Source organism: Pseudolabrys sp. (genome assembly GCF_035943735.1).
Lineage (GTDB): Bacteria > Pseudomonadota > Alphaproteobacteria > Rhizobiales > Xanthobacteraceae > Pseudolabrys.
The window spans coordinates 485,428-497,546 of the sequence record NZ_DASZBV010000019.1 but is presented as its reverse complement, the minus strand read 5'-3'; the positions used below and the strand labels follow the sequence as shown (position 1 = coordinate 497,546).

Genomic DNA, 12,119 nt, shown 5'->3' with positions numbered 1-12,119 from the left:
TGTCGCTGGCGACGCGCCTAGCTAGCCCGACACGTCCTCGTAGACGTCCATATCCGCGCTCCCGGCGAGCATCTGCTTCCAGCCGGTCAGGAAGCTGCGCAACATAGGGTCGGACGCAACCTTCTGCCGGTTGAGCTCGAGGCCGGCGTCGGCTTCGTAGACGAATTCAACCAGAAACTGAGCGGGATCGTCGACGTTCTTGAGAATCCGCACCTGCGACGTGCCGAAAGCGCGGTAGAAGGGTGTCGCGCCCTGTAACAACGCCAGCATCTGCTGCGGGTCGCCTACGGCCCTGAGCTTCATGTGCAGGACGCGCCTGACCTTATCGGGGCTCTCGGCCATGGGAACCTCTCGCGCTAGAATCGGCTTGAGGGGCAGCATCGCGCAGAACGGCGGCGGCCGTCCATGCGGGGATCATTCGCGAAGGGGTCTCATGCGTAAAATCATGCTCGCCGCGGCCTTGTGGGCCGCCTTCGCCGCGCCCGCGCTGGCCGCGCAGTGCGAGCCGCCCGGCGGCTTCCCGGCCTTCATCGCGGCCGTGCACCGCGAGGCGGCTGCGCAAGGCATTGGCGCGCGCGGGCTGGCCGCGCTCGACAGCCTGACCCTCGACCGCAGCGTCATCGCGCGCGACCGTCACCAGGGCGTCTTCCGCCAGAGCTTCGAGCAGTTCTCCGGCCGCATGATCAGCCGCGACCGCATGGTTCGCGGTGAGCGGTATCTGCATTCGATGGCGTCGACCTTCGGCCGCATCGAGCAGCGCTATGGCGTGCCGCCGGGTGTGCTGGTGGCGATCTGGGCAATGGAGACCGACTTCGGCGTCAACCAGGGCCACTTCTCGGTGCTGCGCTCGGTGGCGACGCTCGCCTATGACTGCCGTCGCAGCCAGAAATTTCAGGAAGAGCTGCTGGCCGGCATCCAGATCGTCGACCGCGGCATGCTCTCGCCGGCGCAATTGCAGGGCGACTGGGCCGGCGAGATCGGCCAGACGCAATTCCTGCCATCGTCGCTCCTGAAATACGGCGTCGACTTCGACGGCAATGGCCGCATCGATCTGGCGCACAGCGCCGCCGATGCGCTCGCCTCTACCGCCAATTATCTCAAAGGTCACGGTTGGCAGCACGGCGCCGGCTGGCAGCCGGGTCAGCCGAACTTCGACGTCATCAAGACCTGGAACAAGGCCGACGTCTATGCACGCACGATCGCGCTGTTCGGCGAGCGGCTGGAAGAGCGGCGCGGCGCCGGCGCGCGCTAGTGCAATTTCAGTCCGGCGCGCGCGACCAGCGCCTTTACGGCGGGGATTTCCGCCTTCAGCCGCGCCGCCAGTTCGCCCGGCGTTCCGGCAACGATGGTGAAGCCGAGATTGTGCGCTTGCTCGTGCGCCTTGGCTGTCGCCAGCGCGGCGCGGCTCTCCTTCGCCACCAGGTCGATTATCTCCTGCGGCGTGCCCGCCGGCGCAAACAGCGCGGAGAACGTCACCGAGACGAAGCCCGGATAACCGGACTCGATCATCGTCGGCACGTTGGGTAAGTCGGGCCAGCGCTGCTGGCCAGTGACGGCGAGCGCCGTGAGCTGGCCGGATTTGATCATCCCTTCTGCGGCGGGTAGCGCCACCGAGCCGACCTGCACGGTGCCGTCGAGCACGGCGATCGCGGCCGGGCCGGCGCCGCGGTAGGGGACGTGCGTCATTGCGATGCCGGCGCGCACCTTCAGCTCCTCACCCGTAAGATTTGATTTTGTGCCGATGCCGGGAGACGAATAATTGAACGTGCCGGGCGCCGCCTTCGCACGGGCCACCAGATCGGTGACGGTCTTCATGCCGCTGTCCGGCTTCACTACGAGCACGTTCGGCGAGTCGACCAGCTCGGAAATCGGCGCGAAGTCCTTGATCGAATCGTAAGGCAGGCTCTTGTAGATTGCCGGATTGACCGCGATCGCCGTCGAGGTCAGCAGCAGCGTGTAACCATCCGGCTTGGCGCGCGCGGCCAATCCCATGCCGATGTTGCCGGCGGCGCCGGGCTTGTTCTCGATGACCACCGGCTGCTTGAGCGAACGGCTGAGTGAATCGGCAACGATGCGGGCGATGATGTCGGTCGGGCCGCCCGGCGCGAAGGGCACGATCATCGAGATCGGGCGATCCGGATAGGCTTGGGCCGGCCCAGCGTGGACAGCCAGCAGCAGAGTAGCCGACAGCGCTGCGGCCAAAATGCGCCCGATCATGCGAATCCTCCGTATGCTTTTCTGTTTCGGAGGAGTCTAGACGCTGCCGGGCGACGGTCAATCGGCCTCGCTCACGTCAGCGCGAGGGGCCGAACCAGCGGAAAATCGACACGCGCTCGAGCGCGGTCTCGATCGTCTTGTCGTCGAGGCGCGTGCGCCAGCGGTAGATCAGCGCGTAAGCGAGCCAGATGATCAGGAAGGTGAACACGCCGGCGAAAATCGTATCCGACGGGAAATGGCCGCCGGCCATCATCCGGATGATCGCCATGAACACCGTCAGCGCCAGCGCGGCGCCGTAGCCGAGCGCGCGCCACTGCGGCGGCAACAGCGCCGCGGGCGCCAGCGTCCACGCGGTGGTGGCGACGTCGCCGGAGACGAACGAGCAATTGCCCGGGCAATCGCCGCGTGGATCCCACCAGGCGACGAAATGTTGGTCGCCGCCGAACTGCGTCACGTCGATCGGCCGCGGTCGCCCCCAATGGTCTTTCAGCGCCACATTCACCATGAGGCCGGGCGCCAGTACCATGGTGGCGATGAGGAAGACGATGGCGCGGCCCGACATCAACAGCTTGCGTCGCGGCATGATGAGCTTGAGCACGAGCGCGATCACCGCCGGCGCGATGAGCACGAAGCCCGCGTTCAGTGCGATGTTATGCACCAGCATCAAGGTCGGCGACAGGCGCCAGCCGAACATGTAGTCGCCGCTGCGCACGACATAGAAGACGTGTTCGACGGCGAGGTCGAGCGAGGGGAAAAGCCCGAACACCAGCCCGGCGGCGGCGCCGATCAGCAGGACGACGATCAGTCCGGTACGGTTCATCGCTGGGTCCCCAATCCGGGGCCATCTAGCCGAGCGCCGGGGAAATGGGAAGGCGGCTGCGAAAGAGGTTATGCGCTCGGGCCACCGCGCTCGCGCCAGCGGCCGGCATTGCGGCCCGCGATCAGCCAGTAGACGAGTCCGCCAACGGCGCCGGCCGCGGCGGCGATCTCGGCCTGACGCGGAATCGGCGGCGGTGGACGGTCGATCGATTCCTCGTAGCCCGGGCGCGCCAGTCCGCTGCCGTAATAGCCGGCAACGAGCAGCGCTGCGCCGGCGACGGCATTGATGAGCAACGAGCGGATGCGGAATGTCTCCGCGAGCACAATGAGGATCACGACGGGCAACAGCCCGATGGCGCCGGTGAAGGTGCTGCCGACCAAGGCGACGCCCCAGAAGGCAACGCGATCGCCGAGGTCGCCGCCGAAGGCGTGCCACTGCGGGCCGAGCAGGCCGATGGCGATTGCCATCCCGACGGCGACGCTCGATACGATCAGCGCGAAGATGATGACCAGGATGCGGCCGAGGAGGGACATGTCTTATCTCAGCGTGTCCCGGGCGCAGCGCCTCACGTAGTGATGTGCTGCCGACCCGGGAGCCCGATTTAGAGAAGGAAAGCGGCTCCCCGGATCTGCGGCGCAGCACTGCGCTATACTTGTGTTGCGCCGTGTCCGGGGCACGAGGCTCATTCGTCCGTCATCGCCATCGCGCGCAGCGCCATGCGCTCGCGCACCGACAGTTTCTCCGACGCACTCTTGAGCTGACCGCAGGCGGCGAGGATGTCGCGCCCGCGCGGCGTGCGCACCGGCGATGCGTAACCGGCGTCGAACACGACTTGCGAGAACTTCTCGATCTGCTCCCAGTCGGAGCATTCGTAATGCGAGCCCGGCCATGGATTGAACGGGATGAGATTGATCTTGGCCGGGATGCCCTTGAGCAACCGCACCAGCGCCTTGGCCTCCTCGATCGAGTCGTTGACGCCCTTGAGCATCACGTATTCGAAGGTGATGCGCTTGGCGTTCGACGCGCCGGGATAATTGCGGCAGGCCTGCAACAGCTCCTTGATCGGATATTTGCGGTTGAGCGGCACCAGCTCGTTGCGCAGCTCGTCGCGTACCGCGTGCAGCGAGATCGCCAGCATGCAGCCGATCTCCGCGCCCGCGCGCTCGATCATCGGGACCACGCCGGAGGTCGACAATGTGATGCGCCGCTTGGAGATGCCGATGCCGTCGCCGTCGGACACGATGAGCAGCGCGTCACGCACCGCCTCGAAATTATACAGCGGCTCGCCCATGCCCATCATGACGATGTTGGTGACGCAGCGGTCGCCCGTGGGCACGACGCCGTCGGTCGGGCGCGTGCCGCCCGGCCAGTCTCCCAGCCGATCACGCGCGGCCAACACCTGGCCGACAATCTCGCCGGCGGTGAGGTTTCGCACGAGCCGCTGCGTGCCTGTGTGGCAGAACGAGCAGTTGAGCGTGCAGCCGACCTGGCTCGATACGCACAGAGTGCCGCGCTCGGTGTCGGGGATGTAGACGGTCTCGATCTCGTGCGGCAGTTTGCTGTCGGGATCGCCGGGCAGCCGCATCAGCCATTTGCGCGTGCCGTCGACCGACACCTGCTCGGCAACGACCTCGGGTCGGTCGAGCGTATAATGCTCGGCGAGCAGCGCGCGCAGGCCCTTCGAGACGCTGGTCATCGCCTCGAACGAGGTGAAGCCGCGGAAATAGATCCAGTGCCAGAGTTGCTGCACGCGCATCTTGCGCTGGCCCTCGGCCACGCCGACGCGACCGAGCGCGTCGGAAAGTTCCGCGCGCGTCATGCCGACAAGCGACGGCTTCTGCGGCGCGACGTAGCGCTCGAGGGGCGCCTTCTCGAGGAAGGCCGCCGCCGCCGGTGCGATATCGATGGTCGTATCGGTCAACTCAAGTCGTCCTGCTCGCGCAAAAAGCGCGCCGACGACAATATAGGGCGCGCGTGCCCTACTTGCACTCCTCCGCCACCTTGTCGAGGGCCTCGGAAATGCCCTTCAGCGAATAGGTGTCGGTGGTCTTGGTGCCGGAGGTCGATTCGCTCTTGATGACCAGCTCGTGGCCCTTGCGCATGGTCTCGACCATTTTCGGCTCTTCGGCGGCGTTCTTGACCCAGGCGCCGTCGTTTTGCGTGTACAGGACATAATTGGCGGGGCCGATGGTCGCGGCGGCGTCGTGGCCCGCCTTCTGCGGATAGCCGACGATGACCGAAATTTCGTTCTTCACCTTCTCCGCCGGCCGTGTCGAGACGAAGGCGTAGGAGGGGTCACGCTTCTTGTTGGCTGGCTCGGTGACCGCCGAGGTCGGCTTCGACAGGGCGAAGCACACCTTCTTGCCGCCTGGCGAGGCCTTGTAGGCGCCCCAGTCGCCGAACTGGCCGAGCAGCACCGCCTGCTCCGCCGGGTTTTTCTTCGGCTGCGCGAGGGCGGGAGCGGCGCAAAGAACGGCCGCCAGCAGGACAAAGGTACTGCGAGTCAAAGAAGCCATGTCCGTCGGGCCCTACCGGTTAATTTGAGTCGATCCGATCGACCGCCCATTCGAGGTTCGCGTGGATACCAGCCCCATTATGGGCGAATATCGGCATTGTGAAGGCGACCAAGGGTCGCTGCTCGCGAGAGCACGCGGGCAAAGTTAACATCGACCGGCTCGCATGCTGAGTGCGACGTGATAGAAACCGGCTCCGCCCCACATACCATCCACAGACGATTTTAGCCATGAAAGCCCTGCTCTGCACCCATTATGGTACGCCCGACGATCTCGTGATCGCGGACCTGCCGGATCCCGTTGCCGGCGAGGGCGAGGTGGTGGTCCGCATCCACGCCGTGGGCCTCAACTTCTTCGATACTTTGATCATCGCCGGGAAATATCAGGTCAAGCCGGCGTTTCCCTTTTCGCCGGGTGCCGAATGCGCCGGCGTGGTCGAGAGTGTCGGCGCCGGCGTCACGCGGCTGTCGGTCGGCGACCGGGTGGTGGCCTACTGCCGCCACGGCGCGGCGCGCGAGCGCATCGCGGTGCCGGAGGCGCGTGTCACCCGCGTCCCGGACGGGCTCGACGACGACCATGCGGCCGGTCTGTGCGTGACCTACGGCACGTCGTATCACGCGCTGAAGGACCGCGGCGATCTCAAGGCGGGCGAGACCCTGGCCGTGCTGGGCGCGTCGGGTGGCGTCGGGCTCGCGGCGGTCGAGCTCGGCAAGCTGATGGGCGCGCGCGTGGTCGCTTGTGTGTCGTCGGCCGAGAAGCTCGCGTTCGCCAAGAAGCACGGCGCGGATGCCGGCATCGATTACAGCCGCGAGGATTTGAAGGAAACGCTGCGCAAGCTCACCGACGGGCGCGGCGTTGACGTGATCTATGATCCCGTCGGCGGCGCCTATTCCGAAGCCGCGCTGCGCGGGCTGGCGTGGGGAGGCCGCTTCCTCGTCGTCGGCTTCGCCGCCGGCGACATCCCGAAGATGCCGCTCAATCTGGTGCTGCTGAAGAACTGCGACATCCGCGGCGTCACCTGGGGCGCCTGGGCCGAGCTCAATCTCGACCGCTACCGCGAGAATTCGGAAGAGCTCCTCGCCTGGGCGGCCGCGGGCAAGCTGTCGACGCATGTGCACGCCGTCTACCCGCTGGCCGAGGCCGCGGCGGCGCTCAAGACGATCGCCGCGCGCAAGGTGATGGGCAAGGTGATTCTGCGGGTTTGAAATAGCCTCATGCTGAGGAGGCCGCGAAGCGGCCGTCTCGAGGCATGAGGCGTCCCTATCCTTCGAGACGCATCGCTGCGCGATGCTCCTCAGGATGAGGCGGGGCGCCGTGCCACCAGGCGGTGGATGACCTTCCCCGACGATGCACTGACGACTTCCTCGTCGAGCAACATCGTCATGCCTTGCAATGCGTCGCGCACGTGCGCGGAGTCGAATGCCGCGTAGAGCCGGCCACTGTTGTCGCGTTGACCGGCGTCGCGCGTGACGCGCCAGCTCAGATAGAGCACGCCGTTCGGTTTCAACAGCGACACCAACGCGCGCACCGCCGCCGCGATCTCATCCGGCGGCAGATGCATGATCACCGTTTCGCACAGCACGTTGTCGAACGCGTCACGCGCCACACCATCGAGCTGCGGCAGTGCGGCCGCTGCGAACTGCAACTCCGGATAACGCCGGCGCGCCTCCGCGAGCAGGCCCGGCGATGCATCGTAGCCGATCGCCGGACAGCCGTGCGCGTTGAGCCAAGCCACTTCGCGGCCGCTGCCGCAGCCAATATCGGCCGTGCTGGCGCGATGGAAGAAGCGGCGGATCAGATCGTGCAGGTCGGTGGGCGTCGGCTGCGCATGCCAGTCGTCGGCATAGGCGCGGGCGCCCTTGTCGTAGGCCTCGACGGTGGGGCGGTCCATGCTCGCCGTCTTAGCTCAGCCGCGCGCGGAGTCCAGCATGGCGGTGAGCTTTTCGCGCGCGACGGTGCGGTGCTCGGGCGTGACGTGGCTCGCCATTAACCGCAGCGCCGCGGCCAAAACCGCCGCGTCGTCGGTGAAGCCGATCACCGGCAGCACGTCGGGAATGGCGTCGACCGGCAGCACGAAATAGGCGATGGCGCCGACCAGAGTCGCCTTCACGTGTAGCGGCGTGGCGCGGTCGAAAGCGCAGTAATAGGCCGCGAGCAGGTCCTCGGCGAAGGGAATGCGCGCGACGACGCCACGCAGCTTGCGCCAGAACTTGCGGCGCAAGGCTTCGTCGTCGGACTCACTCTTGTCGTGCCGCCAGAAGGCTGCGCGTGCAAAGGCCATGCCTGTCATGTGGTTGTCCGCCGCACCCGCCGCAAGCGGTCAGGTGGCGAGCTTGTCCATCGCCGCGGCGAGCTTGATGTCGCGCTCGGTGACGCCGCCGGCATCGTGCGTCGACAGGATCACCGCGACGGTCTTGTAGACGTTCGACCACTCCGGATGGTGGTCCATCTTCTCCGCGATCAGCGCGGCGCGGGTCATGAACCCGAAAGCCTCATTGAAATCGCGAAACGTGAACGTCCGCGTGATGGCGTCGCGGCCGCCGACTTCGGTCCAGCCCTTGAGCTTGGTCAAGGCCGATTTGCGTTCGTCGGGGTTGAGTTTTTGCACCATGCCGCACCTCCTACCGCGCAACGCGCGGCCCTCGCATTGGGTTCGGCGTGATATTACCTTTGTCGGCATAGCGCCGGCCATACGAGGCAGTCATGTCCTGGTCGTTGAATATCGGCAAAGTGGCGGGCACGGTCGTCCGCATCCACCTGACCTTCCTCCTGTTTCTCGCCTGGATTTTCGCGGCGGAATACGCTTCGGCCGGCAGCGCGGCGGCCTGGGACGGGCTCCTGTTCATGGTGCTGCTGTTCCTGTGTGTGCTGCTGCACGAGTTCGGTCACATCTTCACCGCCCGCGCCTTCGGCGTGCAGACGCCCTATGTGACGCTGCTGCCTATTGGCGGCGTGGCGCAGCTCGAGCGCATCCCGGAACAGCCGTGGGAGGAATTCCTCATCGCCATCGCCGGGCCTTTGGTGAACGTCGCCATCACCGTGGTGCTGGTCGTGGGGTTCGGCGCCGCCCTGCAGCCGAGTGCGGCGAGCGCCGTCGACAACGTGGCCATTCCGCTGGTCAATCGCCTCGCCGCGGTCAACCTGTTTCTCGCCGTGTTCAACATGATCCCGGCCTTCCCGATGGATGGGGGCCGCGTGCTCCGAGCGCTGCTGGCGAGCAGGTTCGGTTACGTGCGCGCCACCGAGATTGCCGCCTCGATCGGCCAGTTCGTGGCCTTCGCGCTGGGCTTCGTCGGCCTGATGTACAATCCAATCCTCATCTTCATCGCCATTTTCGTCTATCTGGCCGCATCATCGGAAGCGCACATGGTCGCCTTGCGCGCGGTGTCGCGGGGCGTGCCGGTGACGAGCGCGATGATGACGCAGTTTGCCACCCTGCAGCCGCACGAGCACATCGACGAGGCGGTGCAGACCCTGCTGCACACGGCGCAAGGTGAATTCCCGGTGGTCGATGCGGCCGGCAAGCCGATCGGCGTGTTCGGCCGCGGCGACCTCATCCGCGTCATCAAGACGCTCGGACCGGACGCCAGCGTGTCCGACGCGATGGGCGCCGAACTGCCGGTCGTCAGCCATCGCGCCACGCTGGAGCAGGCCTTCAAGCTGTTGCAGCAGAAGCAGGCGCCGGCTGTCGGCGTCACCAACGCCGCGGGCACGCTGATCGGACTCGTCACCGGCGAAACCATCGCCGAAATGGTGATGCTGCAGGCGGCCCTGCCGAAAAACGCGAAAGTCGGTCCCTGGGGCCGCCCGGCGGGGGCTTGAGGTGCCGAAAAGTGCATTAACTGCGCGCGAAACGGGTCAATTGAGCGGTTGCCAATCGGCCTGTCGTGACTATATTGCGCCGCAATAGCGCATGCGTCGCGGGCCTCCCGAAGGGGCCCGCGCTTTGATTTTTGGAACAGCTCATGGATCTTCGCAACGTCGCCATCATCGCGCACGTCGACCACGGCAAGACGACCCTGGTCGATCGGCTCCTGCAGCAGTCGGGGGTCTATCGCGAGAACGAGCGTCAAGTCGAACGCGCCATGGATTCCAACGATCTCGAGCGCGAGCGCGGCATCACCATTCTGGCCAAGGCGGCTTCGGTCGAATGGCAGGGCACCCGCATCAACATCGTCGACACGCCCGGCCACGCCGACTTCGGTGGTGAAGTTGAGCGCATCCTCAACATGGTGGACGGCGCTTTGGTGCTGGTCGACGCCGCCGAGGGGCCGCTGCCGCAGACAAAATTTGTGGTGTCGAAGGCGCTGAAGATGGGCCTCAAGCCCATCGTCGTCATCAACAAGGTCGATCGCCCCGACGCGCGGCCGGTGGAAGTCATCAACGAAGTGTTCGATCTGTTCGCCGCGCTCGACGCCACGGACGAGCAACTCGATTTCCCGATTCTGTACGGCTCGGCCAAGCAGGGCTGGATGTCGGAGAGCCTCGAAGGCCCGCGCGATCAGGGCATGAAGCCGCTGTTCGAATTGGTGCTCAGACACGTCAAACCGCCCGTGGTCGAGCAGGGCCCGTTCCGTCTGCTCGGCACCATCATCGAAGCCAACAATTATCTCGGCCGCATCATTACCGGCCGCATCACCTCGGGCAGCATCAAGCCGAACCAGGCGGTCAAGGTGCTCGACCGCGACGGCAAGCTCGTCGAGAACGGCCGCGTCACCAAGGTGCTGGCGTTCCGCGGCCTCGAGCGCGTGCCGCTCGATGAGGCCGAGGCCGGCGACATCGTCGCGCTGGCCGGACTGCCGAACGCCACCGTGGCAATGACCATTTGCGATCCGTCGGTGGAAACGCCGATCCCGGCGCAGCCGATCGATCCGCCGACGCTTGCCATGACCTTCCGCGTCAACGACTCGCCGCTCGCCGGCACCGAGGGCTCGAAGGTCACCGGCCGTATGATCCGCGACCGCCTGCTGCGCGAGGCGGAAGGCAACGTGGCGCTGCGCGTGCGCGAAAGCGACGACAAGGACGCCATGGAAGTTGCCGGCCGTGGTGAATTGCAGCTTGGTATCCTGATCGAGACTATGCGCCGCGAAGGCTTCGAACTGTCGGTGTCGCGGCCGAAGGTGTTGCTGCGCAAGGGCGCCGCCGGTGAACTGGAAGAGCCGATCGAAGAGGTCGTCATCGACGTCGACGAGGAGCACTCCGGCATCGTCGTACAGAAGATGTCCGAGCGCAAAGCCGAGATGACCGAGCTGAGGCCGTCGGGCGGCGGCCGCGTTCGCCTCGTGTTCCACGCGCCGACGCGCGGGCTGATCGGCTATCAGGGCGAGTTGCTCACCGACACGCGCGGCACGGCGATTATGAACCGCCTCTTCCATGGCTACGCACCGCACAAAGGTCCGATCCAGGGCCGCCGCAACGGCGTGCTGATCTCGAACGACAAGGGCGAGGCGGTCGCCTACGCGCTGTGGAATCTCGAGGACCGCGGCCCGATGATGATCGAGCCGGGCTGGAAGGTTTACAACGGCATGATTGTCGGTGAGCACACGCGCGATAACGACCTCATCGTCAACGTGCTCAAGGGCAAGCAGCTCACCAACATCCGCACCACGTCGAAGGATGAGGCGGTGCGGCTGACGCCGCCGATCAAGATGACTTTGGAGAAGGCGCTCGCCTATATCCAGGACGACGAGCTGGTCGAGGTGACGCCGAAGTCGATCCGCTTGCGCAAGAAGCTCCTGGACGAGAACGACCGCAAGAAGGCCGACCGGACGAAGGAAGCCGAGGCGGTCTGATCTGCTTAAAAGCGAATCAAAACGTCGCGGTCGCCGGCGAAAGCCGACGCCGGACCGCGCGTGTGCGTTGGATTGGATTCTCCGCAGCCCGGTCTTCGGTCTTGCGCTCCACTGCTGACCGCTTGTTTCGACTCGTGTTTTTCGCACGCGCAGGCGCCGTTAAGCCCCGCTGTGGCCACTAATCCACACCGTTAACCCATCGTTAACGATAGGGCTTGAAGGGCGCGGGGTTCGTTGCTTCTATCGATCGCATGAGCACGACCCTCATAGAGATTCGCCGAGCCAAGACGACCGACGCAAACGAGGTCGCCGAGACGCACGATGACGCCTGGCGGACGGCCTATCAGGGAATCATCCCGGGCAACGAGCTCGACAAGCTCATCACCCGCCGCGGGCCCGACTGGTGGGACTCGGCGATCCGCAAGGGCAGCCGCATCACCGTGCTGCAGTTCGGCGAGCGCATCGCCGGCTACGCCAACTACGGCCGCAACCGCGCGCGCAGCCTGTTCTACGACGGCGAAGTCTACGAACTGTACCTGCGGCCGGAGTTTCAGGGTCTCGGCTTCGGCCGCCGCCTGTTCACGGCGGCGCGCAAGGACCTGATCCAGAGCGGGCTCAAGAGCCTGGTCGTGTGGGCGCTGTCGGACAACGAGCCGGCGACGGAATTCTATCGCGCGCTCGGCGGACGCGCCGTTGCCCGTTCCTCTGAGCGCTTCGGCGCCAAGACGCTCGACAAGGTCGCCTACGCCTGGCAGGCGTAGCTCGCTGTCGTTCCGG

Annotated in this window: 14 protein-coding genes; 5 read left to right on the top strand and 9 right to left on the bottom strand. The window is 65.9% G+C overall.

The features are described from left to right. Positions 1-21: 21 nt before the first annotated feature. Positions 22-342, bottom strand: a complete 321-nt coding sequence (locus tag VGV41_RS15250; RefSeq protein WP_326864719.1) for a hypothetical protein — start codon at positions 340-342, stop codon at positions 22-24. A 91-nt stretch (positions 343-433) separates the two neighbouring features. On the opposite strand from VGV41_RS15250, the gene VGV41_RS15245 reads away from it, so the two are divergent. Then, positions 434-1,252 (top strand): lytic murein transglycosylase, encoded by an 819-nt coding sequence (locus VGV41_RS15245; protein ID WP_326864718.1) that lies wholly within the window; start codon positions 434-436, stop codon positions 1,250-1,252. On the opposite strand, the gene VGV41_RS15240 is transcribed toward VGV41_RS15245, so the two are convergent. The 5 genes from VGV41_RS15240 to VGV41_RS15220 form a co-directional block, all read right to left on the bottom strand. Then, on the bottom strand, positions 1,249-2,217 hold the full coding sequence (locus tag VGV41_RS15240) for a tripartite tricarboxylate transporter substrate binding protein (RefSeq protein ID WP_326864717.1): 969 nt from the start codon (positions 2,215-2,217) through the stop codon (positions 1,249-1,251). The two genes, VGV41_RS15245 and VGV41_RS15240, sit on opposite strands and share 4 nt — an antisense overlap. A 76-nt stretch (positions 2,218-2,293) precedes the next feature. After that, a complete protein-coding gene (locus VGV41_RS15235) occupies positions 2,294-3,037 on the bottom strand; it encodes a phosphatase PAP2 family protein (protein ID WP_326864716.1) in 744 nt (247 codons plus the stop codon). 68 nt (positions 3,038-3,105) lie between these two features. After that, on the bottom strand, positions 3,106-3,570 hold the full coding sequence (locus VGV41_RS15230) for a hypothetical protein (protein ID WP_326864715.1): 465 nt from the start codon (positions 3,568-3,570) through the stop codon (positions 3,106-3,108). A 149-nt stretch (positions 3,571-3,719) separates the two neighbouring features. Next, positions 3,720-4,937 (bottom strand): 23S rRNA (adenine(2503)-C(2))-methyltransferase RlmN, encoded by a 1,218-nt coding sequence (gene rlmN, locus VGV41_RS15225; RefSeq protein WP_414705127.1) that lies wholly within the window; start codon positions 4,935-4,937, stop codon positions 3,720-3,722. 79 nt (positions 4,938-5,016) lie between these two features. Next, positions 5,017-5,553: an invasion associated locus B family protein gene (locus VGV41_RS15220; RefSeq protein ID WP_326864714.1), complete on the bottom strand. Its 537-nt coding sequence runs from the start codon at positions 5,551-5,553 to the stop codon at positions 5,017-5,019. A gap of 227 nt (positions 5,554-5,780) precedes the next feature. Here VGV41_RS15220 and VGV41_RS15215 point away from each other — a divergent pair, with 227 nt between their 5' ends. After that, the gene (locus VGV41_RS15215) at positions 5,781-6,755 is read left to right on the top strand and encodes an NADPH:quinone oxidoreductase family protein (RefSeq protein WP_326864713.1); all 975 of its coding nucleotides are present in this window, start codon (positions 5,781-5,783) and stop codon (positions 6,753-6,755) included. Between the two features lie 89 nt (positions 6,756-6,844). Here VGV41_RS15215 and VGV41_RS15210 read toward each other — a convergent pair whose 3' ends face one another. From VGV41_RS15210 to VGV41_RS15200, 3 genes are read right to left on the bottom strand one after another with little or no spacing between them, the layout of a single operon-like run. Continuing rightward, entirely contained in the window at positions 6,845-7,441 is a 597-nt protein-coding gene (locus tag VGV41_RS15210) for a class I SAM-dependent methyltransferase (RefSeq protein ID WP_326864712.1), read from the bottom strand. Between the two features lie 15 nt (positions 7,442-7,456). Continuing rightward, positions 7,457-7,831 (bottom strand): YkvA family protein, encoded by a 375-nt coding sequence (locus VGV41_RS15205; protein WP_326864773.1) that lies wholly within the window; start codon positions 7,829-7,831, stop codon positions 7,457-7,459. A gap of 39 nt (positions 7,832-7,870) precedes the next feature. Beyond that, positions 7,871-8,230: a 4a-hydroxytetrahydrobiopterin dehydratase gene (locus VGV41_RS15200; protein WP_326864711.1), complete on the bottom strand. Its 360-nt coding sequence runs from the start codon at positions 8,228-8,230 to the stop codon at positions 7,871-7,873. A 23-nt stretch (positions 8,231-8,253) separates the two neighbouring features. Here VGV41_RS15200 and VGV41_RS15195 point away from each other — a divergent pair, with 23 nt between their 5' ends. The 3 genes from VGV41_RS15195 to VGV41_RS15185 all read left to right on the top strand — a co-directional run bounded on the left by VGV41_RS15195 (position 8,254) and on the right by VGV41_RS15185 (position 12,103). Beyond that, the gene (locus VGV41_RS15195) at positions 8,254-9,372 is read left to right on the top strand and encodes a site-2 protease family protein (protein WP_326864710.1); all 1,119 of its coding nucleotides are present in this window, start codon (positions 8,254-8,256) and stop codon (positions 9,370-9,372) included. Positions 9,373-9,515: 143 nt separating this feature from the next. Continuing rightward, complete coding sequence (gene typA, locus VGV41_RS15190) at positions 9,516-11,342, top strand: translational GTPase TypA (protein WP_326864709.1); 1,827 nt, start codon at positions 9,516-9,518, stop codon at positions 11,340-11,342. Positions 11,343-11,593: 251 nt separating this feature from the next. Then, a complete protein-coding gene (locus VGV41_RS15185; protein WP_326864708.1) occupies positions 11,594-12,103 on the top strand; it encodes a GNAT family N-acetyltransferase in 510 nt (169 codons plus the stop codon). Positions 12,104-12,119 lie beyond the last annotated feature (16 nt).

Excerpts from the sequence above, each read along its gene's own strand:
- VGV41_RS15195 (WP_326864710.1), top strand. The coding sequence starts at position 8,254 with ATGTCCTGGTCGTTGAATATCGGCAAAGTGGCGGGCACGGTCGTCCGC.
- VGV41_RS15185 (WP_326864708.1), top strand. The coding sequence starts at position 11,594 with ATGAGCACGACCCTCATAGAGATTCGCCGAGCCAAGACGACCGACGCA.
- VGV41_RS15235 (WP_326864716.1), bottom strand. The coding sequence starts at position 3,037 with ATGAACCGTACCGGACTGATCGTCGTCCTGCTGATCGGCGCCGCCGCC.
- typA (WP_326864709.1), top strand. The coding sequence starts at position 9,516 with ATGGATCTTCGCAACGTCGCCATCATCGCGCACGTCGACCACGGCAAG.
- VGV41_RS15240 (WP_326864717.1), bottom strand. The coding sequence starts at position 2,217 with ATGATCGGGCGCATTTTGGCCGCAGCGCTGTCGGCTACTCTGCTGCTG.
- VGV41_RS15230 (WP_326864715.1), bottom strand. The coding sequence starts at position 3,570 with ATGTCCCTCCTCGGCCGCATCCTGGTCATCATCTTCGCGCTGATCGTA.
- VGV41_RS15210 (WP_326864712.1), bottom strand. The coding sequence starts at position 7,441 with ATGGACCGCCCCACCGTCGAGGCCTACGACAAGGGCGCCCGCGCCTAT.
- VGV41_RS15215 (WP_326864713.1), top strand. The coding sequence starts at position 5,781 with ATGAAAGCCCTGCTCTGCACCCATTATGGTACGCCCGACGATCTCGTG.
- VGV41_RS15245 (WP_326864718.1), top strand. The coding sequence starts at position 434 with ATGCGTAAAATCATGCTCGCCGCGGCCTTGTGGGCCGCCTTCGCCGCG.
- VGV41_RS15205 (WP_326864773.1), bottom strand. The coding sequence starts at position 7,831 with ATGGCCTTTGCACGCGCAGCCTTCTGGCGGCACGACAAGAGTGAGTCC.
- VGV41_RS15250 (WP_326864719.1), bottom strand. The coding sequence starts at position 342 with ATGGCCGAGAGCCCCGATAAGGTCAGGCGCGTCCTGCACATGAAGCTC.
- VGV41_RS15220 (WP_326864714.1), bottom strand. The coding sequence starts at position 5,553 with ATGGCTTCTTTGACTCGCAGTACCTTTGTCCTGCTGGCGGCCGTTCTT.
- VGV41_RS15200 (WP_326864711.1), bottom strand. The coding sequence starts at position 8,230 with ATGCCGACAAAGGTAATATCACGCCGAACCCAATGCGAGGGCCGCGCG.